Origin of the sequence: Paeniglutamicibacter sp. ZC-3 (genome assembly GCF_025847175.2) — a bacterium.
GTDB classification, from domain to species: domain Bacteria; phylum Actinomycetota; class Actinomycetes; order Actinomycetales; family Micrococcaceae; genus Paeniglutamicibacter; species Paeniglutamicibacter sulfureus.
The window spans coordinates 26,802-52,031 of the sequence record NZ_JAOYTG010000026.1; the positions used below are offsets into that span (position 1 = coordinate 26,802).

Annotated in this window: 23 protein-coding genes; 15 read left to right on the top strand and 8 right to left on the bottom strand. The window is 67.1% G+C overall.

The window, feature by feature from the left end:
- The first annotated feature begins 63 nt into the window (after window positions 1-63).
- The 4 genes from gcl to OIU93_RS18820 all read left to right on the top strand — a co-directional run bounded on the left by gcl (window position 64) and on the right by OIU93_RS18820 (window position 5,224).
- Window positions 64-1,869, top strand: coding sequence for a glyoxylate carboligase (gene gcl / locus OIU93_RS18805; RefSeq protein ID WP_264271588.1), 1,806 nt, complete (start codon window positions 64-66; stop codon window positions 1,867-1,869).
- A 31-nt stretch (window positions 1,870-1,900) separates the two neighbouring features.
- A complete protein-coding gene (locus OIU93_RS18810) occupies window positions 1,901-3,046 on the top strand; it encodes a glycerate kinase (protein WP_264271589.1) in 1,146 nt (381 codons plus the stop codon).
- 49 nt (window positions 3,047-3,095) lie between these two features.
- The gene (gene allB, locus OIU93_RS18815) at window positions 3,096-4,487 is read left to right on the top strand and encodes an allantoinase AllB (protein ID WP_264271590.1); all 1,392 of its coding nucleotides are present in this window, start codon (window positions 3,096-3,098) and stop codon (window positions 4,485-4,487) included.
- 245 nt (window positions 4,488-4,732) lie between these two features.
- Window positions 4,733-5,224 carry a hypothetical protein gene (locus OIU93_RS18820; protein ID WP_264271591.1) on the top strand — a complete coding sequence of 164 codons (492 nt, stop codon included), beginning with the start codon at window positions 4,733-4,735 and terminating at the stop codon, window positions 5,222-5,224.
- Between the two features lie 12 nt (window positions 5,225-5,236).
- Here OIU93_RS18820 and OIU93_RS18825 read toward each other — a convergent pair whose 3' ends face one another.
- Window positions 5,237-6,184 (bottom strand): GlxA family transcriptional regulator, encoded by a 948-nt coding sequence (locus tag OIU93_RS18825; protein ID WP_264271592.1) that lies wholly within the window; start codon window positions 6,182-6,184, stop codon window positions 5,237-5,239.
- A 105-nt stretch (window positions 6,185-6,289) separates the two neighbouring features.
- Here OIU93_RS18825 and OIU93_RS18830 point away from each other — a divergent pair, with 105 nt between their 5' ends.
- Together OIU93_RS18830 and OIU93_RS18835 are read left to right on the top strand one after the other, a co-directional pair.
- Complete coding sequence (locus OIU93_RS18830) at window positions 6,290-6,940, top strand: cysteine hydrolase family protein (RefSeq protein ID WP_264271593.1); 651 nt, start codon at window positions 6,290-6,292, stop codon at window positions 6,938-6,940.
- A 94-nt stretch (window positions 6,941-7,034) separates the two neighbouring features.
- Window positions 7,035-8,387 (top strand): flavin monoamine oxidase family protein, encoded by a 1,353-nt coding sequence (locus OIU93_RS18835; RefSeq protein WP_264271594.1) that lies wholly within the window; start codon window positions 7,035-7,037, stop codon window positions 8,385-8,387.
- A 185-nt stretch (window positions 8,388-8,572) separates the two neighbouring features.
- Here OIU93_RS18835 and OIU93_RS18840 read toward each other — a convergent pair whose 3' ends face one another.
- Entirely contained in the window at window positions 8,573-8,830 is a 258-nt protein-coding gene (locus OIU93_RS18840) for a metal-sensitive transcriptional regulator (RefSeq protein WP_149619517.1), read from the bottom strand.
- A 534-nt stretch (window positions 8,831-9,364) separates the two neighbouring features.
- On the opposite strand from OIU93_RS18840, the gene OIU93_RS18845 reads away from it, so the two are divergent.
- The 6 genes from OIU93_RS18845 (at window position 9,365) to OIU93_RS18870 (ending at window position 14,154) form a co-directional block, all read left to right on the top strand.
- Window positions 9,365-10,762 carry a rhodanese-like domain-containing protein gene (locus OIU93_RS18845; RefSeq protein WP_264271595.1) on the top strand — a complete coding sequence of 466 codons (1,398 nt, stop codon included), beginning with the start codon at window positions 9,365-9,367 and terminating at the stop codon, window positions 10,760-10,762.
- Between the two features lie 108 nt (window positions 10,763-10,870).
- The gene (locus OIU93_RS18850; RefSeq protein WP_264271596.1) at window positions 10,871-11,455 is read left to right on the top strand and encodes a rhodanese-like domain-containing protein; all 585 of its coding nucleotides are present in this window, start codon (window positions 10,871-10,873) and stop codon (window positions 11,453-11,455) included.
- A gap of 108 nt (window positions 11,456-11,563) precedes the next feature.
- Window positions 11,564-11,860 carry a rhodanese-like domain-containing protein gene (locus OIU93_RS18855; protein WP_264271597.1) on the top strand — a complete coding sequence of 99 codons (297 nt, stop codon included), beginning with the start codon at window positions 11,564-11,566 and terminating at the stop codon, window positions 11,858-11,860.
- A 69-nt stretch (window positions 11,861-11,929) separates the two neighbouring features.
- Window positions 11,930-12,823, top strand: a complete 894-nt coding sequence (locus OIU93_RS18860; protein ID WP_264271598.1) for a sulfite exporter TauE/SafE family protein — start codon at window positions 11,930-11,932, stop codon at window positions 12,821-12,823.
- 163 nt (window positions 12,824-12,986) lie between these two features.
- Window positions 12,987-13,637: a bifunctional 2-polyprenyl-6-hydroxyphenol methylase/3-demethylubiquinol 3-O-methyltransferase UbiG gene (locus tag OIU93_RS18865; RefSeq protein WP_264271599.1), complete on the top strand. Its 651-nt coding sequence runs from the start codon at window positions 12,987-12,989 to the stop codon at window positions 13,635-13,637.
- A 169-nt stretch (window positions 13,638-13,806) separates the two neighbouring features.
- Window positions 13,807-14,154, top strand: coding sequence for a monooxygenase (locus tag OIU93_RS18870; protein ID WP_264271600.1), 348 nt, complete (start codon window positions 13,807-13,809; stop codon window positions 14,152-14,154).
- Here the strand turns inward: OIU93_RS18870 and OIU93_RS18875 are convergent.
- From OIU93_RS18875 to OIU93_RS18890, 4 genes are all read right to left on the bottom strand, one after another.
- Window positions 14,151-15,338 carry a siderophore-interacting protein gene (locus OIU93_RS18875; protein WP_264271601.1) on the bottom strand — a complete coding sequence of 396 codons (1,188 nt, stop codon included), beginning with the start codon at window positions 15,336-15,338 and terminating at the stop codon, window positions 14,151-14,153. The genes OIU93_RS18870 and OIU93_RS18875 overlap by 4 nt on opposite strands.
- Before the next feature lie 125 nt (window positions 15,339-15,463).
- Window positions 15,464-16,945: an acetyl-CoA carboxylase carboxyltransferase subunit alpha/beta gene (locus tag OIU93_RS18880; protein ID WP_264271618.1), complete on the bottom strand. Its 1,482-nt coding sequence runs from the start codon at window positions 16,943-16,945 to the stop codon at window positions 15,464-15,466.
- Window positions 16,946-16,971: 26 nt separating this feature from the next.
- Window positions 16,972-18,204 carry a CaiB/BaiF CoA-transferase family protein gene (locus OIU93_RS18885; protein ID WP_264271602.1) on the bottom strand — a complete coding sequence of 411 codons (1,233 nt, stop codon included), beginning with the start codon at window positions 18,202-18,204 and terminating at the stop codon, window positions 16,972-16,974.
- 56 nt (window positions 18,205-18,260) lie between these two features.
- On the bottom strand, window positions 18,261-19,625 hold the full coding sequence (locus OIU93_RS18890; RefSeq protein WP_264271603.1) for an SLC13 family permease: 1,365 nt from the start codon (window positions 19,623-19,625) through the stop codon (window positions 18,261-18,263).
- A 135-nt stretch (window positions 19,626-19,760) separates the two neighbouring features.
- Here OIU93_RS18890 and OIU93_RS18895 point away from each other — a divergent pair, with 135 nt between their 5' ends.
- Complete coding sequence (locus OIU93_RS18895) at window positions 19,761-20,462, top strand: FadR/GntR family transcriptional regulator (RefSeq protein ID WP_372342969.1); 702 nt, start codon at window positions 19,761-19,763, stop codon at window positions 20,460-20,462.
- A 27-nt stretch (window positions 20,463-20,489) separates the two neighbouring features.
- On the opposite strand, the gene OIU93_RS18900 is transcribed toward OIU93_RS18895, so the two are convergent.
- Complete coding sequence (locus OIU93_RS18900; RefSeq protein WP_264271619.1) at window positions 20,490-21,380, bottom strand: LysR family transcriptional regulator; 891 nt, start codon at window positions 21,378-21,380, stop codon at window positions 20,490-20,492.
- A gap of 130 nt (window positions 21,381-21,510) precedes the next feature.
- Between OIU93_RS18900 and OIU93_RS18905 the strand changes: the two genes are divergently transcribed.
- Together OIU93_RS18905 and OIU93_RS18910 are read left to right on the top strand one after the other, a co-directional pair.
- Window positions 21,511-22,926 carry a M20 family metallopeptidase gene (locus OIU93_RS18905; RefSeq protein WP_264271605.1) on the top strand — a complete coding sequence of 472 codons (1,416 nt, stop codon included), beginning with the start codon at window positions 21,511-21,513 and terminating at the stop codon, window positions 22,924-22,926.
- 24 nt (window positions 22,927-22,950) lie between these two features.
- Complete coding sequence (locus tag OIU93_RS18910; protein WP_264271606.1) at window positions 22,951-24,258, top strand: MFS transporter; 1,308 nt, start codon at window positions 22,951-22,953, stop codon at window positions 24,256-24,258.
- Between the two features lie 69 nt (window positions 24,259-24,327).
- On the opposite strand, the gene OIU93_RS18915 is transcribed toward OIU93_RS18910, so the two are convergent.
- On the bottom strand, window positions 24,328-25,227 hold the full coding sequence (locus OIU93_RS18915; protein ID WP_264271607.1) for a LysR family transcriptional regulator: 900 nt from the start codon (window positions 25,225-25,227) through the stop codon (window positions 24,328-24,330).
- Between the last annotated feature and the right edge of the window lie 3 nt (window positions 25,228-25,230).

Genomic DNA, 25,230 nt, shown 5'->3' on the forward strand with positions numbered 1-25,230 from the left:
CCAACACCCTCCCCCCGCCAGGCAAGCGCCGGCGCCGGGGATTGACACAAGGAGCTGAACACCATGGCAAAGTTGCGCGTCGTTGATGCAATTGTCCTGATTCTGGAAAAGGAAGGCGCCACCGAGGCCTTCGGGCTGCCCGGTGCGGCCATCAACCCCCTGTACTCGGCCATGCAGCGCCGCGGCACCATCCGCCACACGCTGGCCCGCCACGTCGAGGGGGCCAGCCACATGGCCGACGGCTACTCACGGGCCACGGGCAAGATCGGGTTGTGCCTGGGCACCTCGGGCCCCGCCGGCACCGACATGATCACCGGCCTCTACGCCGCGATCGCGGACTCCATCCCGATGCTCTGCATCACCGGACAGGCGCCGACCGACAAGCTGCACAAGGAAGACTTCCAGGCCGTGGACATCGAGTCCATCGCCAAGCCGGTCACCAAGTTCGCCGCCACCATCCTGGAGCCGGGCCTGGTCCCGGGATACTTCGCCAAGGCCTTCCAGATCATGCGCTCGGCACGCCCGGGCCCGGTCCTGCTGGATTTGCCGATCAACGTGCAAATGGCGACGATCGAATTCGACATCGACGCCTACGAGCCGCTCACCCCGGACAAGCCGGCAGCCACCCGCGGCCAGGCCGAGAAGGTCCTGGACCTGCTGGTTGCCTCCAAGCACCCGATGATCATTGCCGGCGGAGGGGTCATCAACGCCAACGCCTCGGACAAGCTCGTCGAGCTGGCCGAACTGCTGAACATCCCGGTTTCCCCGACCCTGATGGGCTGGGGCACCATTCCCGATGACCACCGCCTGCAGTCGGGCATGGTCGGCATCCAGACCCACACCCGCTACGGAAACGTCTCCTTCCTGGCCTCCGACTTCGTGCTGGGCCTGGGCAACCGCTGGGCCAACCGCCACACCGGCGGCCTGGACACCTACCGCAAGGGCCGCACGTTCGTGCACATCGACATCGAGGGCACCCAGATCGGCCGGGTCTTCTCCCCGGATCTGGGCATCATCTCCGACGCCGGGGCGGCCATCGACCAGCTGCTGGCCGCGGCACGCGACCGCAAGGCCGCCGGCACCCTGCCGGACTACTCGGCGTGGGCCGATCAATGCACCGCGCGCAAGGGCACGCTGCACCGCAAGACCAACTTCGAGAACATGCCGATCAAGCCGCAGCGCGTCTACCAGGAAATGAACGAGGCCTTCGGCCGCGACACCACCTATGTCTCCACCATCGGCCTGTCCCAGATCGCCGGCGCACAGATGCTGCACGTCTACGGCCCGCGCCAGTGGATCAACGCCGGCCAGGCCGGCCCGCTGGGCTGGACCGGCCCCGCGGCCCTGGGCGTGGTGCGCGGCAAGCCGAACTCCACCGTCGTCGCGCTCTCCGGGGACTACGACTTCCAGTTCATGATCGAGGAGCTGGCCGTCGGCGCGCAGTTCAAGCTGCCCTACATCCACGTGGTGGTCAACAACTCCTACCTGGGCCTGATCCGCCAGTCGCAGCGTCCCTTCGAGATGGATTACCACGTCTCCCTGGGGTTCGAGAACATCAACTCCCCGGAGACCAACGGCTACGGCGTTGACCACGTCAAGGTCGCCGAGGGCCTGGGCTGCAAGGCGGTGCGCGTGGAGGACCCGTCCAAGCTGGCCGAGGGCTTCGCCGAGGCCGGACGCCTGGCCGCGGAGTTCCAGGTGCCCGTCGTCGTCGAGGTCATCCTGGAGCGTGTGACAAACATCGCCATGGGTGCTGAACTGGATGCAGTCAACGAGTTCGAGGACCTGGCCACCGCGGCGGCGGACGCCCCCACGGCGCTGGCCCCGTTGGAAGCTTCGCACGGCGTGCACGTGGGCGCATCGGTCTAGGCAAGAACAACACGAGAGGAGGCGGCACACCATGTTGGTAGTAGTGGCACCGGACAAGTTCAAGGGATCGCTCACCGGCGCGCAGGTTGCCGCCGCCATCGAGGCGGGGGTGCGCGCGGCAATGCCCGGGGCGCGCACGCTCGCGGTGCCCGTCGCCGACGGCGGCGAGGGAACCCTCGCCGCGGCCGCCCAGTGTGGCTTCGAGCTGCACCATGCGACGGTCGCCGGACCCACCGGGGAGCCGGTGCGCGCGGCCTTCGGCCTGCGGGACGAAGTGGCCGTCGTGGAGATGGCCGAGGCCTCCGGCCTGGACCGGCTGCCCGGCGGGAAGGATGCGCTCGGGGCCACCAGCCTCGGCACCGGCGAACTGATCGCCGCGGCCCTCGACGCCGGGGCAACCCAGATCATCCTCGGCGTGGGCGGGAGCGCCTGCACCGACGGCGGGGCCGGCATGCTTCAGGGACTCGGCGCCAGACTGCTGGACGAGCAGGGCAACGAGCTGCCGCTGGGCGGCGGTGCGCTTGGCACCCTGGAGCGCGTCGAGCTCGATGCACTGGATCCGCGGATCGCCACGACCACCTTCACCCTCGCCGCCGACGTGGAGAACCCGCTTACCGGGCCCAACGGCGCAGCCTTCGTCTTCGCCCCGCAAAAGGGCGCAAGCCCGGAGCTGGTTTCGGCGCTGGATGCCGCGCTGGGGCATTGGGCTCAGGTGCTGGGCGGTGAATTCGGCCCCGGGCACATCAACGCGCTTGCCGCAGCCGCCGGGGCCGGGGCCGCCGGCGGCGTGGGCTTCGCCGCGATGGCCGTGCTGGGAGCCACCCGGCGCCGCGGCATCGACGTGGTGCTGGAGCTGACCGGACTCGAAGAAGCACTGTCCGGGGCCGTCGCGGTGTTCACCGGCGAGGGCAGCCTCGACACCCAGTCGCTGGAAGGCAAGACGCCGGTGGGCGTGGCCCAGCTGGCCGCCGCCCACGGCATTCCCGTCTACGCAATTTGTGGACGCAACCAACTTTCCGCCGAGCAGGCAACCGGTGCGGGCTTCGCCGCTGTCAGGTCGCTGCTCGAGCTGGAACCCGATGTTGCCCGTTGCATGAGTGAGGGTGGACCACTTGTGCAACGGGCGGCAACCCTCTTGGCCGAAGAATTCCTGGCCACCCACGCGGCCCCCGCGTAACACCCGCTTTCCACCGCATTTCCAACGCACGAGATCTAAGGACGAGACCATGGGCAACACCGAGCTCACCGAGGCAACGACGCCACGGACCGAAGAAAACACAGGCGCGGACTTCGACCTGGTGATCCGCGGCGAGCGGATCGTCACGGGCGCCGGAACCGTCGCGCGCGAAATCGGCATCCGCCACGGCAAGATCGTGGCCATCGAGCCCCTGGGCAACAACCTCTCCGGCGCGCGGCTCATCGAGCTTTCCGTCGAAGAGGTGCTGATCCCGGGCCTGGTGGACACCCACGTGCACGTCAATGAGCCGGGGCGCACCGAGTGGGAGGGCTTCGAGTCCGCCACCAAGGCCGCCGCCGCGGGCGGGGTGACCACGATCGTGGACATGCCGCTGAACTCGATCCCGCCGACCGTCAACGTCGAGGCCCTCGAGCTCAAGCAGGACGCTGCCCGGGCCAAGGCCTACGTGGACGTCGGATTCTGGGGCGGGGCCATCCCGGGCAACAAGTCCGACCTGCGCGAGCTGCACGACGCCGGCGTCTCCGGTTTCAAGTGCTTCCTGCTCCACTCCGGCGTCGAGGAATTCCCCTACCTCGAGCCCGACGAGATGGAAGAGGACATGACCGAGATCGTGTCCTTCGACTCGATGATGCTGGTCCACGCCGAGGATTCGCGCGCCATCGATCGCGCGCCGAACGCCGAGGGCGACCACTACGACCGCTTCCTGGCCTCCCGCCCGCGCGGCGCCGAGAACGTGGCGGTGGCCGAGGTCATCGAGCGCGCCCGCTGGACCGGCGCCCGCGCCCACATCCTGCACTTGTCCTCCTCCGACGCCCTGCCGATGATCGAATCGGCCAAGCGCGACGGCGTGAAGCTGACCGTGGAGACCTGCCCGCACTACCTCACGCTGCTGGCCGAGGAGATCCCGAACGGCGCCACCGCGTTCAAGTGCTGCCCGCCGATCCGCGAGGCCTCCAACCGCGAACTGCTCTGGAAGGGACTCGAGGACGGGATCATCGACTGCATCGTCTCGGACCACTCGCCCTCGACCATCGACCTCAAGGACGTCGAGAACGGCGACTTCGGCGTGGCCTGGGGCGGGGTCGCCTCGCTGCAGCTGGGCCTGGCACTGATCTGGACCGAGGCCCAGCGTCGCGGCATCAAGCTCGAGACCGTGCTGGACTGGATGTCCAAGCGCCCGGCGGAAATCGCCGGCCTGCAGCACAAGGGTGCGATCGCGCTGGGCAACGACGCCGACTTCGCCTTCTTCGCACCCGAGGACAGCTTCCTGGTCGACGTGAACAAGCTGCACCACAAGAACCCGATCTCCCCGTACCAGGGCAAGGTCCTGGCCGGCAAGGTCCGCCGGACCTTCGTGCGCGGCACCGAGGTCGACTTCACGACCCCGCAGGGCAAGCTGATTCGCCGCGGCGAGGTCTAGGCCGCCGAGCCGCCTCCAACTTCCGGGCCGCCCCGGCTTCTCCCGCCACCTTCAACGCGTCTCCTTGGTCAGTGACCGCGCTGAGGGTGCGGGGATCGCCGGAGCGGCCCGGTATTCTTAACTTCGGATCGGCCCGCCAATCGCTTTATCCAAGAGGTTGACTATATGCTGGAGTGGTGCGGGTTTGCACCACGCATCGCACCACATCGACGTGGGGCCGAACAACTTCGAGCCGGGGGAGCGCCATGGTGGGGATAAACAGGACGCAGGCGTATTCCGCGACCCCGTTGGACCGCGGTTCGGGCAGGGACTCGGCGGCCCCGAGCTGGCAGCGGGTCAATTGCCTGGGGATGGTGTTGACCGCAGTCCTCACCGGCGCGATCCTTTTCGTGCTCGCCGGCAATGGCCACGGCGGCCTGAGCGAATTCCGGATGGTCAACACCCTGCTGCTGGTGGCCTTCGGTTTCGTGGTGTTGGCCGCGCTGTTCAGCGCATTGGGCGCGAAGTTCCTCGGGCTCACCTCCCGTTGCACCTGCATGCTCGCCGTGGGGCTGGCCTGGGCGCTCTCCGTCCCGCTCGCCGCCTGGATCAACATGGGCGGGGCGACGGCCGAGGCGTTCGAGGTGGAGTTCGGCGACTGGGGCTGGGCCCTGCTTCCAGCGTTGGCCTATGCCCTGGTCATTCTCGCATTGCAGCTGGGCGACCGCCGTCGCGCCACGGGCTCCGCCTCGGGGTAAACGGCACGCCGCTCAGCGCGCGGTGAAACGGTGGCGGTATGAGGTCGGCGTGGTGGAATAGGCGGAAACGAAGTTCTGGCGGAAGGTTACCGCGCTGCCGAAGCCGCAGGATTCGGCAATGCGGGCAATGCTCCAGTTGGTGGTTTCCAGCAATTGGCGGGCATCGTCGAGCCGGCGACCGAGCACCCAACGGGCGGGGGAGAGCCCGGTGACCTCCTTGAACCTGCGGGTGAAGTTGCGCTTGCTCATCGTGGCGTGGGCCGCCATGGCGTCCACCTCGAGGTCCTGGTCCAGGTTCGCCAGCGCCCATTGAATGGTCCGGCCCAGCGGCCCGTCCAACTCGGGATCCGGCAGCGGGCGCGCAATGTATTGCGCCTGGCCCCCGTCGCGGTGCGGGGCGATGACGATCTGGCGCGCCACGGTGGCCGCGGCCGCCGAGCCGAGGCGGGTGCGCACGATGTGCAGGCAGGCATCCAGGGCCGAAGCGGTGCCGGCCGAGGTGAGCACGTCGCCGTGGTCGATGTAGAGGGCTGAATCGTTGAATTCCGCGGCATGTGGCTTGGCCGCGACCTCCCGGGCGGCTCCCCAGTGCGTCACGGCCGTGCGCCCGTCGAGCACGCCGCTGCACGCGACCGGGTACGCGCCGAGGCACAGTCCGGCGATGGCGGCCCCGCGCCCATGTGCCTCGCGGATCAGCTGAAGCAGTTCCCCGGAGGGATCGGGCAGCTCCGAGAGCCAGGAGGGGAACACCACGAGGTCGGCGTCGGCTGCAGTTTCCGGTCCGGAAATGTCGCCGATCAGGTTGCCCTCGGCGCTGCGCACCGGCTGCCCCGTGTCATTGAATACCGCCGTCGTCCAGTCCGGGGCGAGACCCAGGCGGGCCACCTCTCCGAAAACCAGCAGGGGCGTGGCGAGGTGGAACATGGTCATGCCATCGAAGGCGTGGATGGCGATCTTCATTCTGGCCCATTTCCATCGAAGATGTGCATATACGCCACTCACTGTACCCGAGCGGGCCCTGCCATGCTGGAATCACCAACCAAACACAACGAATGGGAGCCCACCATGGCTGAATTGCGCCGCGCACTGGTCATTGTCGACGTGCAGAACGACTACTTTGCCGAAGAAGGGCCACTGGCCATCCAGTACCCCAACCGCAGCGATTCCCTGGCCAACATCACCCGGGCCATCGACCTGGCCAACGCGCAGGGCATGCCCGTCGTAGCCGTGCAGCACCAGTACCCGGCAGGGGCGCCGGTGTTCGCCGAGGGCTCCGAGGGCTGGAAGCTGCACCCGGAGATCGAGGCCCGTCGCAAGGATTCCTGGAAGTCCCTGGTCAAGAGCTACGCCAGCGTCTTCGCCGGCACCGACTTCGAGGCCTGGCTGCGGGAGAACCAGATCGACACCATCACCTTGGTCGGTTACATGACCAACAACTGCGACCTGGCCACCGCCGCGGCCGCAGAACCGCTGGGCTTCGGCGTGGAGATCCTCTCCGACGCCAGCGGAGCGGTTCACCTCGCCAACGAGGCTGGCCAGGTCGATGCGCAGCAGCTGCACGAAGCACTGATGGTGCTGTTGCACTCCAACTTCGCCACCGTCGCCACCGCCGACGCCTGGGTGACGTCCGTCGAGGGCGGCGCCGAGCTGCCCAAGGGCGACCTCGGCTCCTCCGCTGTCCAGGGACGCGCCGCGTTCGCACCGGTCGCCGGCTAGATCCGCTGACTTTGTCCCGGGGCCAGCGCCCCGGGACAAAGTCGTTTAACGCGCCGGTGTTGTGGCCAAGGCAATGACCTAGTGGAGGTTTTGGATGTTTGATGTGGACGTAGTTGTCGTGGGTGCGGGCCTGGCCGGTCTCAGCGCTGCCCGGAAGTTGGTGGCGGAAGGCCGGTCCGTGGCAGTGCTGGAGGCCCGCGACCGGGTGGCGGGGCGCAATATGGGCGGCTTCCTGAGCAATGGGGAGCCGGTGGAGCTGGGCGGCCAATGGGTCGGCCCGACGCAGGATGCGGTGCTGGGGCTGATCGAGGAACTGGGGCTAGAGACCTTCACCAGTTTTGACGAAGGCGAGTCGCTGACCGCGTATGACGGGAAGTTGGTGCGCTACGCGGACAAGTCCTATGGCCTTCCGCCGGAAACGGCCGCGGAGGTGAACCGGCTCTGGGAGGAGCTGGAGGCGATGGCCTCCACGGTGGCCTTGGGCGAGCCGTGGGAAACGGCAGGAGCCGGGGACCTGGATCGGCAGACCCTGGACTCGTGGGTGGTTGAGAACACCTCCGACGCGCTGGCCCATCGTTTCTTCCGACTGCTGGTGCCTTCGCTGTTCTCGGCCGAGTCGCCGGAGCTTTCGCTTCTGCATTTCCTGTTCTACGTCAAGTCGGGAACCAGCCTGGAATCGCTGATGACCACCACGGGCGGTGCGCAGGAGTCGAGGGTCGTGGGCGGCACGCACCTGATCTCCGAGCGGATGGCCGAGGCGCTGGGGGAGTCGGTGCGGCTCAACGCCGTGGTGCGGACCATCCGCCAGGACGAGTCCGGGGTCGTGGTCGAGTACGAGGGAGGCAGTCTCACGGCCGGGCACGTCATCGTCGCCATCCCGCAGACGCTTGCCGGGCGCCTGCGCTACGATCCGCCGCTGCCTTCGTTGCGCGACGGACTTACCCAGCAGATGCCGGCCGGGGCCGTGATCAAGTTCCAGGTTGGCTACGACACGCCGTTTTGGCGCGAGGAGGGGCTTAGCGGCACGGTGTGGAGTTTCGATGACCCCTTCAACGTCGTCTTGGACAACAGTCCGCGCGACGGGTCCTGCGGAGTGCTGGTCGGCTTCCTGGAGGGCCACCATGCCCGCACCGCCAGCCCATTGGGCGAGGCGGAGCGCCGTGCGCTGGTCGTCGCGGACCTGGTGAAGTACTTCGGGCCGAAGGCGGCGAAGCCCTTCGACATCGTGGAGCAGGACTGGACGGCGGAGGAATTCACCCGCGGCTGCTACGGGGGGCGGTTGGGTGCCGGCGCCTGGACGCAGTACGGCAAGGCCCTGGCGGCTCCCGTCGGACGCATCCACTGGGCGGGCGCGGAGACCTCGTCCGTCTGGAACGGCTACATGGACGGGGCCGTGCGTTCCGGTCTTCGGGCGGCGGACGAAATCCTTCTTGCCATGCTGAACTGAGACCACCAGTGGCGGCTAAACGTCGGCATCGGCAGGACCTTCAGCCGAATCCGAGAGGCCAGTCGTCTCGGAAACAGTCACCGAGGGTTCCCGGGTTTAAGGAATTACGATACGGTCGCGTGAATTATTTTGCCTATGCATTTTGAAGGCATTGAAGTAATTCTGCGGCGTTGGCTGGTTGGGAACTATGCAAGTGAGAGGAAGAGCTTTTCCATGTCAGCGCGGTCGGCCGCAGGGTCCTCGCTTTTCAGGCACTGCTCGAGGCCAGTGGCGATAATGGAGAACCCGGCACGGTCGATGGCCTTGGAGGCGGCGGAAAGCTGGGTAACCACCGCGCGGCAGTCACCGCCTTCCTCCAGCATGCGTATCACCGCGTTCAGCTGGCCCTGGGCCCGTTTGAGCCTGTTGATGGCCGGTTTCATGGTGTCCGCTTCAAGTTCCATGGTGGGTCCCTCCCGGGTGTTGGTTTTATCAATTCTATACCCCCGGGGGTTTTTCGGTGATTCGGGGACAGTGATTTTAAATACCCCCGGGGGTATGTGTCATACTCGAATGCAGAGGGAGCAAATGGGCCCTCGATAACCCCAGACGCGAGGAGCCGCCACATGTGCCGTGCGATCAAATGCCGCAAGTGCCAGAAAACCACCTGGACCGGATGCGGCCAGCATGTCAAGCAGGTCATGGCCCACGTGCCACGCAGCAAGCGCTGCACCTGCGATCCAAGTGCCCCGAGGAAATCCCGCAAGGGCGGTGGGTTTTTCGCGCGCCTCTTTGGCCGCTAAGCCCAACCATCCAAGGTCCGGCGGCGGTCGGCATCATTCACACATGGTGTCGACCGCCGCTTTTCTGCGCAGAGGGCGCCCCCGGGGGCTGGCCGATGGATCGTTTGACGGATACCCCCAGGGGTATTATTGTTTGTGGTGGCGAGATACCCCCGGGGGTATTGTTTTTGATTCACGCAACCAAAAGGAGAGATCATGCTTCTCGAACGCATCTATGACGAGGACCTCGCGCAAGCCAGCTATCTCATCGGCTGCCAGGCAATGGGCGAGGCTGTCGTGGTCGACGCACGCCGCGACATTCAGGTGTACCAGGACCTTGCCGCGAAGAACGGCATGAAGATCACGGCCGTCACGGAAACCCACATCCATGCCGACTACCTGTCCGGTACCCGTGAACTGGCGGCCGCCACCGGCGCGGCGATCTACGTTTCAGGTGAGGGAGGCGATGACTGGCAGTATGAATTCGACGCCGAACGCCTCTTTGACCAGTCCACCATCAAGCTCGGCAACATCAGCCTCAAGGCCCTGCACACCCCCGGCCACACCCCGGAGCACCTCTCCTTCCTGATCACCGATGGCGCCTTCAGCGACGAACCGGGCTTCCTGCTCACGGGAGATTTCGTGTTCTCGGGTGACCTGGGCCGCCCAGACCTGCTCGACGAGGCAGCCGGCGGCACCGACACCCGCTTCGCCGGGGCGCACGACCTGTTTGTCTCGCTCAAAGAGCAGTTCCTGACCCTGCCCGACTATGTACAGATTTACCCGGGCCACGGTGCAGGCAGTGCCTGCGGCAAGGCGCTGGGCGCCATTCCGTCCTCCACCGTCGGATATGAACGAAACTTCTCCTGGTGGGGCCCTTACCTCGCGGCAAACGATGAGACCGGATTCATTGAGACCCTGCTCGACGGGCAGCCCGACGCCCACGCCTACTTTGGCCGGATGAAGCGCCAAAACCGACAGGGACCGGCCATCATGGGCGAACGCGCACCGCTGGTCGAGCTATCCGGCTCCGATGTCGTTGAGGCACTGGCGGCCGACGAAATCGGCATAGTCGACACCCGCCACCACAGCGAGGTCCACAAGGGCACCGTGGTGGGGGCGCTGAACATCCCGGCCGGGAACAAGGCAGCCAGCTACGGCGGTTGGGCCATGGACCCGGAAACCGACCAGCGCCCGCTGGTGTTGTTGGCACCCGGCAGCGAAACGGCCACCGAAATGTGGGACCACCTCGTCCGCGTGGGCATCGACAACGTCGCCGGCTACGTGACCTCGTTCGAGGGTCTTCCGACCTACACCCCCGAGACGTTGGCCCCCGCCCAATTGGCGCGGTTCGACGCGGCGATGGTGCTCGACGTGCGCAACAAGTCCGAGCACTCCGCCGGGCACATCCCGGGCTCCGAACAGCTCAACGCCGGCCGCGTGCTGTGGCACACTGACCAGCTGCCGTCCGACGGCGTGATCGTGAGCTACTGCCAGTCCGGCGTCCGCAATTCCGTGGCAGCCTCCGCCCTGCGCCGCGCCGGACACGAGGTCATCGAGCTCGAGGGCAGTTACGTCGGATGGAACGCCTGGAAGCAAGCGCAGGACGCCTAGGCGCTCCACACACCCCTACCACCCGACCAGCATAAATCGGTCCCGCATCATCCCTTCCGGACGCGGGACCGGCCGGGCACCCTGCCCGGCGGAAAGGGCCCCAAAGCCATGAACACGACTCCCCAGACCACCAGCCCCGGAGTGCTCAACGAGTGGATTGCCTCCGGCGACCATGTCGTGGTTCTCGACGTGCGTTCCGCTGCCGAATTCGAAAGCCTGCATATCAAGGGCTCCTACAATGTCCCACTCCCGCTGCTGGCCGAGCACACCGCGGAGCTTGCCGCGAGACTCGACACCAAGGTGGTACTTGTCTGCCAGTCGGGCGTGCGCGCCACCGAGGCCCGCTCAAAGCTCGCCGGAGTCGGCTTCAACGATGCCCATGTCCTCGTTGGGGGCGTGCCGGGATACCAGCAGGCCGGCGGAGAAACCGTCCAGGGTTCCAAGCGCTGGGCCTTGGAACGCCAGGTGCGAATGGCCGCCGGTTCCCTGGTTGTCGCCGGGCTGGCCGGGGGCAAGTTCCTCTCCCCGCAACTGCGCACCGTTGCCGGTGTCATCGGTGCGGGCCTGACCTTCTCGGCTGCCACCAATACCTGCGCCATGGGCAAGGCCCTGTCCAAGATGCCGTGGAACAAGACCGGCAACGAGCCAACCCGTGAATCGGTCATCGCCCAGCTGCCCGGCAGGAGCTCCTAACACCACCTCTGCCGGCTCCGTCGGCCTTTCCCCAACCCACTCCCGCCCCGGGCTTGACATCCCGGGTCAGGAAAGACACTCACTCCTCAACGCGCCAAAGGAACAACCATGCCCGATATCACCGTCGTCGACGCCGACCGGCGCCGCAGCGAGGACCAGATCCTCGACGTCCGCGAAGACTTCGAAGTTGCCGAGGGCATGATCCCCGGCGCCATCCACATCCCCATGGGGGAGCTGGGCAACAGGCTGGAGGAGATCGACCGGTTCCGTCCCGTCATCGTGGTGTGTCGCAGTGGCAACCGGAGCACCCGCGTCGCCGACGCACTCACGGACGCCGGATTCATCGCCGACAACATGGACGGTGGCATGAACGCCTGGCAGCGTGCCGACCTGCCCGTCACCTAGCGAAAACTCCCCGACGGCCCCCACCCGCCGCGCGCAGAGCCGACCCCCGACCCCGCAAGGACTTTCTTCATGACCCTTACCCTCGCTCTCACCCTCCTGCTGTCGGTGCTGATCGGACTCTCGCTCGGATTGCTCGGCGGGGGCGGATCCATCCTCACGGTCCCGATCCTCACCTATGTCGCGGGCATGAACCCCAAGGAAGCCATCGCCGCCTCGCTCTTCGTGGTCGGCGCGACCTCCGCGGTCAGCGCCGTGGACCACGCCCGCAAGAAACGCGTGAAATGGCGCACCGGGCTGGTCTTCGGGGGCGCCGGCATGGCGGGGGCCTTCGGAGGAGGCCTGCTCGGCGGCCACATCCCCGCAACCATCCTCATGCTCGCCTTCGCGCTGATGATGGTCGCCACCTCCCTGGCCATGATCCGCGGCCGCAAGGTCCCCTCGTCCGAGGCCCACGACGGCGAGCTCCCGGTGCCCAAGGTCGTCCTCGAGGGCCTGGTCGTGGGGTTGGTCACCGGCCTGGTCGGCGCCGGCGGCGGCTTCCTCGTCGTGCCCGCGCTCGCCCTGCTCGGCGGACTGTCCATGCCGGTGGCCGTCGGCACCTCGCTGATCGTCATCGCCATGAAGTCCTTCGCCGGACTCGGCGGATACCTCACCACGGTCTCCTTGGATTGGGCGCTGGTCGGCGGGGTCACCACGGCCGCGATCCTCGGGTCATTCATTGGTGCCCGGCTCGCCGGACGCATCCCCGAACCATCGTTGCGCAAGGGCTTTGGCTTCTTCGTGCTTGGCATGGGCGTCTTCGTGCTCTTTCAGGAACTGCCGGCACCGGCGAACCTCATCCTCGTCGTCACCGCCGCCGCCCTCGCCGCGACCGCGACCCTCTGCTGGGTCGCCGTCCCCGCGTGCCCGCTGCGTCGACGGATTGCATCCCCTGCAAAGCCCGAAGACGCCGAAACACGATGAGTCCAAGGCAGCGCGACCGCCGTCGATCTCGGCAATGGCCGGCGGAGCAATGCGCGTAGGTTCGAACAACGTTTGCCCGGGGATATCATGGCGCCATGCGACCGTCGACATCCCCGTGGTGGGCAGCAAGCACGATGGGCACCACTGATGAAGGAGCTGGCTGATGACTGGAACAACAGGACCGCTTGACGCGACGGCGTGGGACCGCAGGTATGCCGACCCGGCCGGAGTGTGGGGCGCCGCACCGAATGTCTGGGTGGTGCAGGAACTTGGCGCGCTGGCGCCGGGCAGGGCGATGGACCTGGCCGCGGGAGAGGGACGCCACGCGTTGTGGCTGGCCGACCGGGGCTGGAAGGTGAAGGCCGTTGATTTCTCTTCCACGGGCCTGGAGGTGGGACGCAACGTGGCGACGGCACAGGCTCTGGACGAGAACATCGAGTGGATCGTGCAGGACGCAACCGCCATCACACCGGAGCCCGGAAGCGCGGACCTGGTGCTCGTTGCCTATCTGCAACTGCCGGTAACGCAGCTCCAGGCAGCGGTGACCGCCGCGGCCGGGGCTCTGGCCCCGGGTGGCCGTTTCCTGTTTGTCAGCCACGATGCCTCCAACCTCGAGCATGGGACTGGAGGTCCGCAGGATCCCGCAGTGCTGCAGACCCCGGCCCAGGTGGCCGGCTGGCTGCGCGCTGAGGGCATGTCCATCTTGTCCGCTGAAACCAGAACCAGGGCCGTGGCCGGCAAACTCCGCCCGGCCCTGGACTGCGTCGTCGTTGCCCAGGCTTCACCGGGCGACAATGAACGAAACCGTGCGTAGCGTCAATAGTTGACGCACCGCACCGCAGGGCCTCTTTTTGCGTGTGGCACGCCCCCGATAGTGTGGGGCTTGGCCCTGATGCCTGTGACAATCGTCCGCCCTGCCGGACTTCGGAACTCATTCAACTGCGGCACATCGTGCTCGCCACCATGGAAAGTGAACCCAAACAATGACTGCTACAAATAATGACGCCCTCCGGTCGGAAGAGAGCCTGTGGATGGTTCAGGTCGACTTCCCCACGGACGGGCCCTTTGGAGATGAGATGGCCAAAGGCTATGCCGAGTTGGCCCACAGCATCGCACAGGAACCCGGCCTGATCTGGAAGCTGTGGACCGAGAACAGCGAGACGGGCGAAGCCGGGGGAGTCTACCTGTTCACCGCGGAGGAAGACGCCCGGGCGTACCTGGAGATGCACAGCGCCAGGCTGGCAGGATGGGGGATTACCGGTATCCGCGGGAAGGTCTTCCAGGTGAACCGTTCCCTGTCGCAGATCACCCGGGGCCTTCCGTCCGCCTAATCGACCGTCCCGCCGGTCTGTTGTTTGGACTCGGTGCGGGGACCCTCGGCGGCCAGCACCGGCCACATGCGCCCGGGGCGGCGCGCGGTCCAGTAGCTGGAAACGTGGATGTTGCGCTGCTCGATGTCCCAGTGCGAGGCCAGCTTGCGGATGTCGCGCACCGCGTCGCGCCCGCCCAGCGCCAGAACCTCGACGCGTCCATGCGGAGCCGGGATGTCCCGCAGCGCGTCGGCCAACAGGTTGCTGACGGCCGCGGGTTCGCCGTTGCGGTGGAGCCAGGTGAGTTCCATGTGCAGGGGTAGGTCGAACTCCTGTTCGTCCTCCGGGCCCTCCACTTCGAGGAAGACCCGCCCCGATGCCGTGCGCGGCAGCATTTCCAGCGCCGCGGCGATGGCCGGGATCCCCGCGTCGTCTGCCGCGTAGAGGTGCTGCTCGGCCTTCGGATCGGGACGGAACTTGCCCTTGGACTTGGAGAGCACCAGCTGGTCGCCGGGCTGCGCTGCCGCTGCCCAGGCGGCGCCCGGACCGGCGGGCTCGTGGATGAAGAATTCGATGGCCAGTTCCCGGGCCACCGGGTCGTGGCGGCGGATCGTGTAGGAACGGGAGGCAGGAAAGTCCTCGCGCCGCAGCGTCTTGCGCAGCGAACGCATGTCGTAGGGCGCCAGCAGCCCGAGGGCGGGGTTCGCGAAGTACAGCTTGACGTACTGGTCGGCCGCGCCGTTGGACTCGAAGTCGTCGAAACCTTCCCCGCCGGCGACGATGCGCACCATGCTGCGGCTGGGCCTTTCCACACGCAGGACTTCCATCACGATCTGCGAACCGCTGATCCGCCGCCTGGGGACCGGCATGGGTTCATGGATCGGGCCCGGCGCGAGCGGCGACCCGGTGGATTGGTGCAGGTCCGTCGGAACGGCGATCCGGTGCCCGGCCTTCCGGATTGCCTTGGCGGCGGCCGCGTATGCGGCCTTGCCACCTGCCTTCTCCGCGTCCCGCAGCACCGATTCACGCAATGCCTTGGAGAGCTTGGTTCCGTCATGCCGGGAAGCCCGCTTCAACTTCTTCTTTGCGGCCTTTCGCCCGGCCCTGCGGCCGGCTTCCATGGCGACCTCGAGTATCTGAGCGTGCCCCGCGGCAAGGGGGTGGGGCACCTTTCCGGTATAGCGGCGCTTCTTGTGATGCGACATGGCTTGGCTCCTCCGGGCGGATGAGGGCGTGGGCGTCGCCCCTTTACCTCGAGTCTGGTCTGAATATGGGCCGGACACAAGCAGGTGCCCAGCCCCGAAGGGACCGGGCACCGGGGTGTGTCCCGTCAGGCGCCCAGCGTCCGGAACTTTGCCCGGCGCCGGGCCAAGCGCTCGTTTTCCGGGATCGCACGGGCATGGGCCAGCTCCAGCTCGATGGCCTGCCCCATCCGGGTGCAGAATTCCCGCGGTTCAAGGGATGCATCCGGACGTTCCTCGACCACGCGGTCCACCAGGCCGATGCGTGCGAGCGAGGCGACCTCGACGCCCTGTTCGGCGGCGACCTCCGGGGCGAAGTCCGCGGTGCGGTGGATGATGGCGCTGGCTCCTTCCGGGGGCAGCGGGGAGAGCCACGAGTGCTGGGCGGCAATGATCCGGTCAGCGGGCAGCAGCGCGAGTGCCCCGCCGCCGGTTCCCTGGCCCAGCAGCACCGACACGGACGGCGCCTTCAGGCCGATGAGCTCGTTGAGCGACCGCGCTATTTCCCCGGCAAGTCCGCCCTCCTCCGCTTCCTTGGACAGCGCCGCCCCGGCGGTGTCGATGATGGTCAGCAGCGGCAGCTGGAGTTCCTCGGCCAGCTGCATGCCGCGGCGGGCCTCGCGCAGCGAGGCGGGGCCCATCGCGGGGGTGTCTTTGTGCCGCGGGCGCTGGTGGCCCAGCACCACGCATGACTGTTGCCCGAATCTGGCCAGGGCCAGGATCAACCCCGGGTCCTTTTCTCCCTGGCCGGTGCCGTTCAACGGCAGCGCATCGACCGCCCCGGCGGCCAGCAACATGCGCAGGTCCGGGCGCCGGGGGTTGCGGCTGATCAGGATGGAGTCCCAGGCGCTCGCGTCGCTTGGGGTCCCGGCACGTACCTCCGGCACGATGGCCGGGTCCGGCCCCTGGGTGGGCGTGAGGATCCGCAGGGCGCGGTCGACGATCGCCGGCAGTTCCTCCGGCGTCACGACCGCGTCGATCAGCCCCTTGCGGTAGAGGTTCTCCGCCACCTGGACGCCGGGCGGGAACGCGGTGCCGTTGAGGGTCTCGAACACCCGCGGGCCCAGGAACCCGAGCAGCGCGCCGGGCTCGGCCACCGTCATGTGCCCCAGGGACCCCCAGGAGGCCATGACCCCGCCGGTGGTGGGGTGGCGCAGGTAGACCAGGTAGGGCAGCCCGCTTTCCTTGTGCCGGCGCACCGCATCGGTGATGGCGACCATCCCGAGGAAAGCCAGGGTTCCCTCCTGCATGCGGGTGCCGCCGGAGGCCGGGCCCGCCAGCAGTGGCAGCCCCTCGGCGGTGGCGCGTTCGATGGCCGAGGTGATGCGTTCGGTGGCGGCCTGCCCGATGGAGCCGGCGAGGAACCGGAATTCGGAGACGATGACCGCCACCCTGCGGCCCCGGATCAGGCCCTCGCCGGTGAGCACCGATTCATCGACGCCGCTCTTGGCCTCGGCGGCGGCAAGGTCCGCGGCGTATTTTTCGCCGATGACCGGGCGCCGGACCGGGGCGTCCCAGGAGGCGAACGATCCCGCATCCAGGACCGTGTCGATCAGTTCGGTTGCCGTCATGCGCTTCGCCTTCAGTTCGGTAGCGGTCACGGCCGTGCCTCCGTTTCCTCGTCCAACCAGGTGCGGATGGAGGAGGCGTCGGCGTCCAGCACCGGGGGAGCGGTGTGTGCCGTCCGGGTGGTCTCTGCCTCGGTGGCGGGGTCGAAGAAGCGCAGTGGCGGGCCGGGCAGGGTGATTTTGCCCAGCACCGGGTGCTCAACATCCATCATCAGGCCCTGCGAGGCGACCTGGTCCCATGCGTAGACCTCGTCCAGCGTGCGGACCTTGCCGGCGGGGATGCCGGCGGCATCCAGTTTCGCCAGCAGGTCCGCCGGCTCGTGGTGCGCGAAGGCCGCCTCGATCTCGGCCAGGAGAAGTGAGTGGTTTTTGACGCGGTCGGCATTGGTGGCGAATTCCGGCCGGGTACCCTCGAGCCCGAAGGCCGCGGCGAAGGCCAGCCACAGCTTTTGGCTGCCCACGCTGATCTGGACCTTGCCGTTGCGGCAGCCAAACAGCCCGTAGGGGGCGATGGACGGGTGGTGGTTGCCCTGGGCTTGGGGCACCTGGCCGGCCACGGTGGCGCGGGTGCCCTGGAAGGCGTGGACGCCGACGATGGCGGCCAGAAGGGACGTGCGGACAACCTGCCCCTTCCCGGTTTTCTCGCGTTCCAGCAGGGCCGCGAGGGCACCGTAGGCCCCGTACATTCCCGAGAGCAGGTCGGCGATGGGGACGCCCACCCGCTGCGGGTCATCGGGCCCGGACCCGGTCAGGGACATCAGGCCCGCCTCGCCCTGCAGGATCTGGTCGTATCCGCTGCGGTGCGATTCGGGGCCGTCGTGCCCGAATCCGGTGATCGAGAGGATCACCAGCCGGGGGTTGAGCTCGTGCAGCGCCTCGACGCCGAATCCCAGGCGTTCCAGGACGCCGGTGCGGAAGTTCTCCATCAGCACGTCGGAGCGCTCGATGAGCCGGGAGAGCGTTTCCTTGCCCTCCTTGCTCTTGAGGTCCAGGGCGATGGACTCCTTGTTGCGGTTGCAGGACAGGAAGTAGGTGGCCTGCGGGTTGTCCTCGGGTCCCACGAACGGCGGGCCCCAGCTGCGGGTGTCGTCCCCGGTCCCGGGCGACTCGACCTTGATGACGCGGGCACCGAGGTCCCCCATCATCATGCCCGCATGTGGGCCGGCCAGGGCGCCGGTCAGGTCCAGCACGGTGTATCCGCTCAGCGGGCCGGTGGCCGTGGCGGGGATGGTTGGCAGCGTCTTGTACGCGGTGGTGCTCACGAAGACTCCTTGTGACTGGTGGTGAATTGGGGCAAGTGGAAGGGGGAGGTCGGCGCCTAGAGCCAGCCGGGCAGGACCAGGGTGGCCCAGCCCAGCAGCGGCCCGACCGCGACGACGATGCCGCCGTAGCCCAGGATCTGCTTGTAGAAGCGGTCCTTGTCGGTACCCTCGGGGGCGTTGGCTAGCACGAGGGCACCGTTGGTGGAGAACGGCGAGACATCCACGATGGTGGACGCGATCGCCAGGGCGCAGACCACGCCCACGGCGCTGACGGAACCGGAATCGAGGAACGGGACCGCCAGGGGGATGAGTGCCGCGAGGATCGCGGTGGACGAGGCGAACGCCGAGACCACCGCGCCGATGTAGCAGATCATGAGCGCAGCAAGCAGCGGCATGCCCATGTTCGCGACGCCGTCCGAGACGTACTCGATGGTGCCGGCTTCCTCGAGGACCCCGACGAAGGTGAGCATTCCGCAGATCAACAGCACGGTGGACCAGCTGATCTTGTTGACCGCTCCCTTTTGCGCCTTGGGATTCACCAGTGCCAGGATCACGGCGATGGTGATGGACACGAAGCCCACATCGACCTTGAAGCCCAGCGCAATGACAGCCAGGGCGATCAGGCCCAGGATCGTCATGACCTGCGGGAAGCGCTCGCCGGAGGACTTGGTCGCGGCGGCGCCGTCGCCGGCCGGGTCGCGGGGGCCGTAGGTTCCGCTGCCGGAACCCTTGAAGTCGACGTCGGCGGTGCGGGCACCGACCGAGACCTCCAGGCGGGCCTCCGCAACGCGCTCGGCCAGCTGCCCGGCGCGGGATCCGGCGAGCTTGCTTCCGCCCAAGACGATGAAGAGCACCAGGGCAATGACCAGGTTGAAGATGAAGCTGGAGAGGAAGAGTGCGGTGGGGCTGAAGGCAAAACCGGTTTCGGCGATGAGCCCGTTGACGATGACGCCATAGACGGCGATGGGGGAGAACCCGCCGGCCTGCGCTCCGTGGACGATGAGCATGCCCATCATCAGCGGATTGATCTTGTACTTGGCGGCGAAGCTCAGGCCGATGGGTGCCATGATGGCCACCGCCGCGGGACCCAGGGCGCCCACCGAGGTGATGGCCGCGGTGATGATGAACATGACCCACGGAATCAGGGCGATCCGGTTGTCGACGAGTTTCACTGCCTTGTTGATCAGTAGGTCGATGGTCCCGTTGTTCTGGGCTATGGCGAAGAGATAGGTGACTCCCACCAGGGTGAGGAACAGACCCCCGGGGAAGCTGGCCAGGATGTCCTTGGAATCCATGCCCAAGAAGACCGCGCCCAACAGGAACGCGCCGACAAATGCGAGTGCCCCCATGTTGATGGGGAGCACCGTGGCAATCAAGAACATCACCGCCAGGACGATGATGGAAATAACGGCGGGGGACATATGCGATTCCTTTGTTCAGATCCAATGGTGTGAGTCGCGTCACGGTGTCACTGGACTAGCCTCCTAGACAGTAGGTGTCTTTGTCAATGGGCGTCCGGTGTAGATTGGAGTCAACACTTGAACGCTGGGAGGTCTATCGTGGCTCGGGAAAAGCCTGCATCGCTGGGCAAGGTGGCGCGTCCGCGGCTCTACGAGCAGCTGATGAAACAGATCCTCGGCTACGTCGAATCCGAGCAGCTGGGGCCCGGCGACCACCTGCCGGCCGAGCGGGACCTCGCCGACCAGCTGGGAGTCTCGCGGGCGACGATCGCCCAGGCGCTGGTGGCACTCGAGGTCCTGGGTGTTATCGACGTGCAGCACGGGACCGGCGCGGTGTTGGTCTACCGGCCGAGCATCGCCACCGTCTTGCGCGACCTCCGGGAGCACCAAAACAGGCTGCCCGAAATCGTGGAGGCGCGCAGCACGCTGGAGGTGAAGCTCGCGGCGCTGGCGGCGGAGCGACGCACCGACGCCGACCTCGAGCGGATCTACGAGGCCCTGGAGGTCATGGCGGGCGAGATCGCCAAGGGAGGCCGTGGTGAACGCGGCGACGAACTCTTCCACGAGGCGGTGACCGCCGCCGCGCACTCGCGCGTCCTGGCCCAGCTCATGACCTTCATTGCCGAAATGGTGCTTGAGACCAGGCTCGAGTCCCTGGGGCAGCCCGGCCGCCCGGAGCGTTCGCTTGAATCGCACCAGGTGATCGCGCGGGCCATCAGGAATGGCGACGCGGCGGCCGCCGCCGCGGCCATGCAGGCCCACATCGACTTGGTGTCCGACGTCGCGCTGCTGAAGTAACCTCCCCCGACGGCCCGCGGCGGCTGGTTAGTCCTGGCGCAGGACCTTGGTCATGGTTTGGATGAATGCCGCGGCCAATGCCGATTGACGGCGCCTCGGCATGGTGAGGATCTGTGCCCGGCGCTCGCCGAGCGCCGGGTGGTCAACCGGAATGAAACGCAGCCCGTCGGTGAGGCCCTCGCGCCGGGCAAAATGGCTCAGCAACGTTGCCCCGACGCCGGATCGGGCGAATTCCATGGCCGGATTGATATGGTCGGTGATCATGGCAATGCGGGGGACCAGTCCCTCCATTTGGGCGGCAATATCGAACAGCTCCCGCTGGCTGATGCCCTTGGCGGGAAGCGAGAGCGGGTATTGGCAAAGCTCGGACAGTGAGACCTTGGCATGCGCGGCCAGGGGATGGTCGTCGGCGACCACCGCGTAGGCGGGTGCCGGGCAGGAGAATTCCACGGTGACGTCGCGCTGCGGACCCAGGGCGAAGATCATGGCCACGTCTGCACTCCCATCGACGATGCGGCGCGTTGCCTCCGGCGACGGAAGCACCGTGAGCTGGATCGACACGTCCTGGTGTTCCCGGCAGAATGCGGCGATGGCCGACGGCACCCGATAGGCGGCCAGGCCCTCGGAGCTGACGATTTCAAGCGTCCGTTGCTTGCCCGAGGCCTGTTCACGCAATTCGCCCAGCAGTTCCTCGGCCTCCGCCTCGCTGCGGCGTGTGTGGGCAAGCAACAGCACCCCGGCATCTGTCAGCTGCATTCCGCGCGGGTGGCGGCGGAACAACGCGACCCCCGTGGAGTGCTCAAGCTGGGTGATTTGCCGGCTGATGGCCGAGGCGGAGACATGCTGCGCTTCGGCAGCATCGGTGATGGAGCCGGTGCGGGCCACTTCATGGAAGTAGACCAGGGACGTGGGCAGCATTTGCACGATTCGATTCTCATTTCATCAGGTTTGACTTCAAGTCAACGAGGTTGCGAAAAATGCTACTGGTGGATGCCCGTCGCTGCTCTTAGTGTGATTCACGATACAACAACAAAAAGGATGTGCGGCCATGAGCAATCGCAAGGAAATCTTGAAGAAGGCGGCGTCATTTGTCGATGGCGGCGGATTCTTCTCGGAGCTGGCGGCGTTGGTCGGGCATCGCACCGTCAGCACCAACTCGGCAAACCGCCTTGAATTGAATTCATACCTCACCGACAAGATCGCTCCCCGGCTCCAGCGCATGGGCTTCGATAACCGGATCCACGCGGAGTGGAACGGCGGGGCCAACAGCTTCCTGGTCGGCCGCCGGATCGAGGACCCGGATCTTCCGACCATGCTCTGCTACGGCCACGCCGACGTGGTCGACGGACACGAGGGCCAGTGGGACGAAGGCAGGGATCCCTTCACCCTCAGCGCCGAGGGCGAACGCTGGTACGGGCGCGGCTCGGCGGACAACAAAGGCCAGCACCTGGTCAATCTCAAGGCCCTGGAATTCCTGCTCGAGGCGCACGGGAGCCTCGGGTTCAACGTGGTGTTCCTCTTCGAGTCCGGAGAGGAAATCGGTTCCCCGGACTTGGCGGAGTTCGCCGAAGCCCACCGCGAGGAGCTTGCCGCCGATGTCTTCATCGCCTCGGACGGGCCCCGGCTATCGGCCGAGGCCCCGACCATCTTCCTCGGCGCCCGCGGTGGAGTCACCTTCGAACTCGCCGCCGACCTGCGCACGGAGAGCTACCACTCCGGAAACTGGGGTGGACTGATCCGCAATCCCGCCACCACCCTCGCCGCCGCCATTGGCGTGCTGGTTGACGGACACGGCAGGATCAAGCTCCCCGCATTGCTTCCTTCCGCCCTGCCCGCCGCTGTGCGCAATGCGCTGGACGGCATCCAGGTCGCCACGGGTCGGGACGACCCGAACGTGGATGCCGGCTGGGGGGATCCGGAATTGACCCCGGCCGAACGCGTCTACGGGTGGAACACCCTCGAGGTGCTGGCCATCGGGGCGGCGGATCCGCAGAACCCCGTCAACGCCATCCCCGGCACCGCGCATGCCGTCCTTCAACTGCGTTTCGTTGTGGGCACCGACGTGCAGGACCTCGAGGGCCAGGTCCAGCGCGCACTCAACGAAGCGGGCTTCCCGATGGTCAGGGCGAAGGTGCTGACCAGCTTTCCGGCAAGCAGGATCGAACCCGATGACCCGTGGGTTTACTGGGCGTCCGAGTCCCTGCGCGAAAGCACCGGCCTGCCGACGACCATCCTGCCCAACATCGGCGGTTCGCTGCCCAACGCCGTCTTTGAATCGACCCTTGGCCTGCCAACCCTCTGGATCCCGCATTCGTATCCCGGATGCCTCCAGCATGCCCCGAACGAACACATGCTCGAACCGATCGCCCGACAGGGACTGCAGCTCATGTGCGGTCTCTTCCACGACCTGGGGGTCCGCGGCAACAGCCCGTTCGCGCCCAGTGTCCTGTCCACCCACGCCTGACACCGCCTCCCGAGGGGAACTCCCATGAACCGCAGTCAGAACCAGATCGCCGCAACCCCGCAAGCACCGGGCGCTCCGGCGCCCCGCAAGCAATCCATGGCCCGCGGCATCGCCGCTGCCACGATCGGCAATGCCCTCGAGTGGTACGACATGTCGATCTATGCCCTGCTGGCGATCTACATCGGCCACAACTTCTTCCCCTCGGACAACCCCGCCGTCGAGGTGATCCAGGCCTTCGCGGTCTTCGGCGGCTCCTACCTGATCCGCCCGCTGGGCGGATTGATCCTTGGCTCATACGCCGACCGGAACGGCCTGAAGAAGGGCCTGATGCTCACCATCCGCTTGATGGTGCTCGGGACGGCGGTGATCGCCTTCATGCCCGGCTATGACGCCATCGGCATCCTGGCCCCGATCGGCCTCATCCTGGGCCGTCTCATCCAGGGCTTCTCGGCCGGCGGCGAATTCGGGGCAGCCACCTCCTACCTCATTGCGCAGGGCGAGGGAAGACGTGGTTTCCTGGGAAGCTTCCAATTTGCCAGCCAAGGACTGGGAGCATTGATGGCCGCCATCACCGTGGTCATCCTGACCTCGGTGTTCAGCGAGGCCGAGATGAACGCCTGGGCCTGGCGGATTCCCTTCGTCATCGGGCTGCTGGTGGGACCGGCCGGCTGGATGATCCGCCGCTACGTGGACGAGGCACCGCTGGCCGCGGTGGCGCCGGAGGAAAAGCACGCACCGGTGCGCGATGTCTTCGTCTCGCAGAAGGCAAGCGTCCTGATGGCCGGCGGCGCCCTGGCGATCTCCACCGCACTGAACTTCGTCATCCAGTACATGCCGACCTTCGGCATCAAGCAATTGGGGATCAGCCCGTCGATTTCCTTCACCTCGCTGATCCTGACCGGTGTCATCCTCACCTTCCTCACCCCGCTGGTCGGTCACCTTTCCGACAGGTTCGGACGCATCCGGATCATGGTCCCGGCCGCCATCGCGATCGCGGTACTGACCATCCCGCTGTTCATGTGGCTCATTGCCGGCCGGACCTTCCTGGTGCTGGCGCTGGTCATGATCGTCCTGGGCCTGCTGAAGTCCGTCTACTTCGGCGCCTTGCCATCCGTCATGGCGGATGTCTTCCCGGCCAAAACCCGCGCGACGGGGCTGTCCTTCAGCTACAACGCGGCGGTGGCGGTGTTCGGTGGGTTCACGCCCATGATCTGCGCCTACCTGATCGAGGTCACCGGCCAGCCGATGGCACCGAGCTACTACCTGGCGGTGCTCGCCGGTGTCAGCATCGTCGCGCTGGCCTCCGCCGTGAAGTTCCGCGCGGTGCGCTAGCCGGACCTGGCTTCGCAACCGACGGCAGGGCCCACATGTGGGGCCCTGCCTTGGCGTATGTCGGTACGGTCAGCCGTTGCCCAGCCGCTGCAGCACCAGGGCCAGTGCAGGCCAGGCGCTGCGTCCCCGGCGCGTCCGGGCGAAGGCGCGCAGCTGCAGGTCCGGGTGGTGCAGCGGCAGGATGGCGATGCCTTCGCGTTGCGGCCGGTCGGCCGGAAGGAGGCCCACGCCCAGGCCGGCGAGGATCAGGTCCTCGACCAGGTCCAGGCTGTCGGATTGGTGGCGCAAGGCCGGCTCGAAGCCCGCCATCGAGGAGATGAGCCGGAGCACGGTTTCATCGGCAATGTTGCGGGAGTTTCCGATCCAGTCGCGCTCTCGGAAGGCGGAGAAGACCGCCGCGGCGTCAGGCATCAGGCCACCGGCCGTGAACCGTTGCGCCTCGGCGGTCGGCACGCCCAGCCCCCACGCGGTGCTCCACAGCGGCAGAGTTTCGATGTCCGCACCCACCTCGTCCGGGGCGAGGTTGTAGTCGTAGGTCAGGGCCAGGTCGAGGTCGTCCGCGGCCAGCAGCTTCAGCGACTCCGCCGGCTCGTGCTCGAGCACCACGATGCGCACCCGGGGATGGCGTTCGGCCAGTTCCTCGATCACCGGCATCAGCGTCCTGCGGATCGCGGTGGCGAATCCGGCCACGCGCAGCGTTCCGGAGGGTTCGGCCCCCGAATCCAGGTCGAGGCGGGCGGCGTCGACGGCAGCGAGGATGGTTTGCGCGTGCTCGGCCAGTCGGCGTCCGGCCGGGGTGAGGCGCACCCCGCGTCCGTCGGGCTCCAGCAGCCGGGCCCCGGTCTCCCGCGACAGCTGTGCGATCTGCTGGGAGACGGTCGAGGTGGTGGTGCCCAGGATGTCCGCCACCGCGCGCATCGATCCCATGCGGGAGAGCTCGTACAGGTATTGCAGGCGCCGGGTTTCCATGAC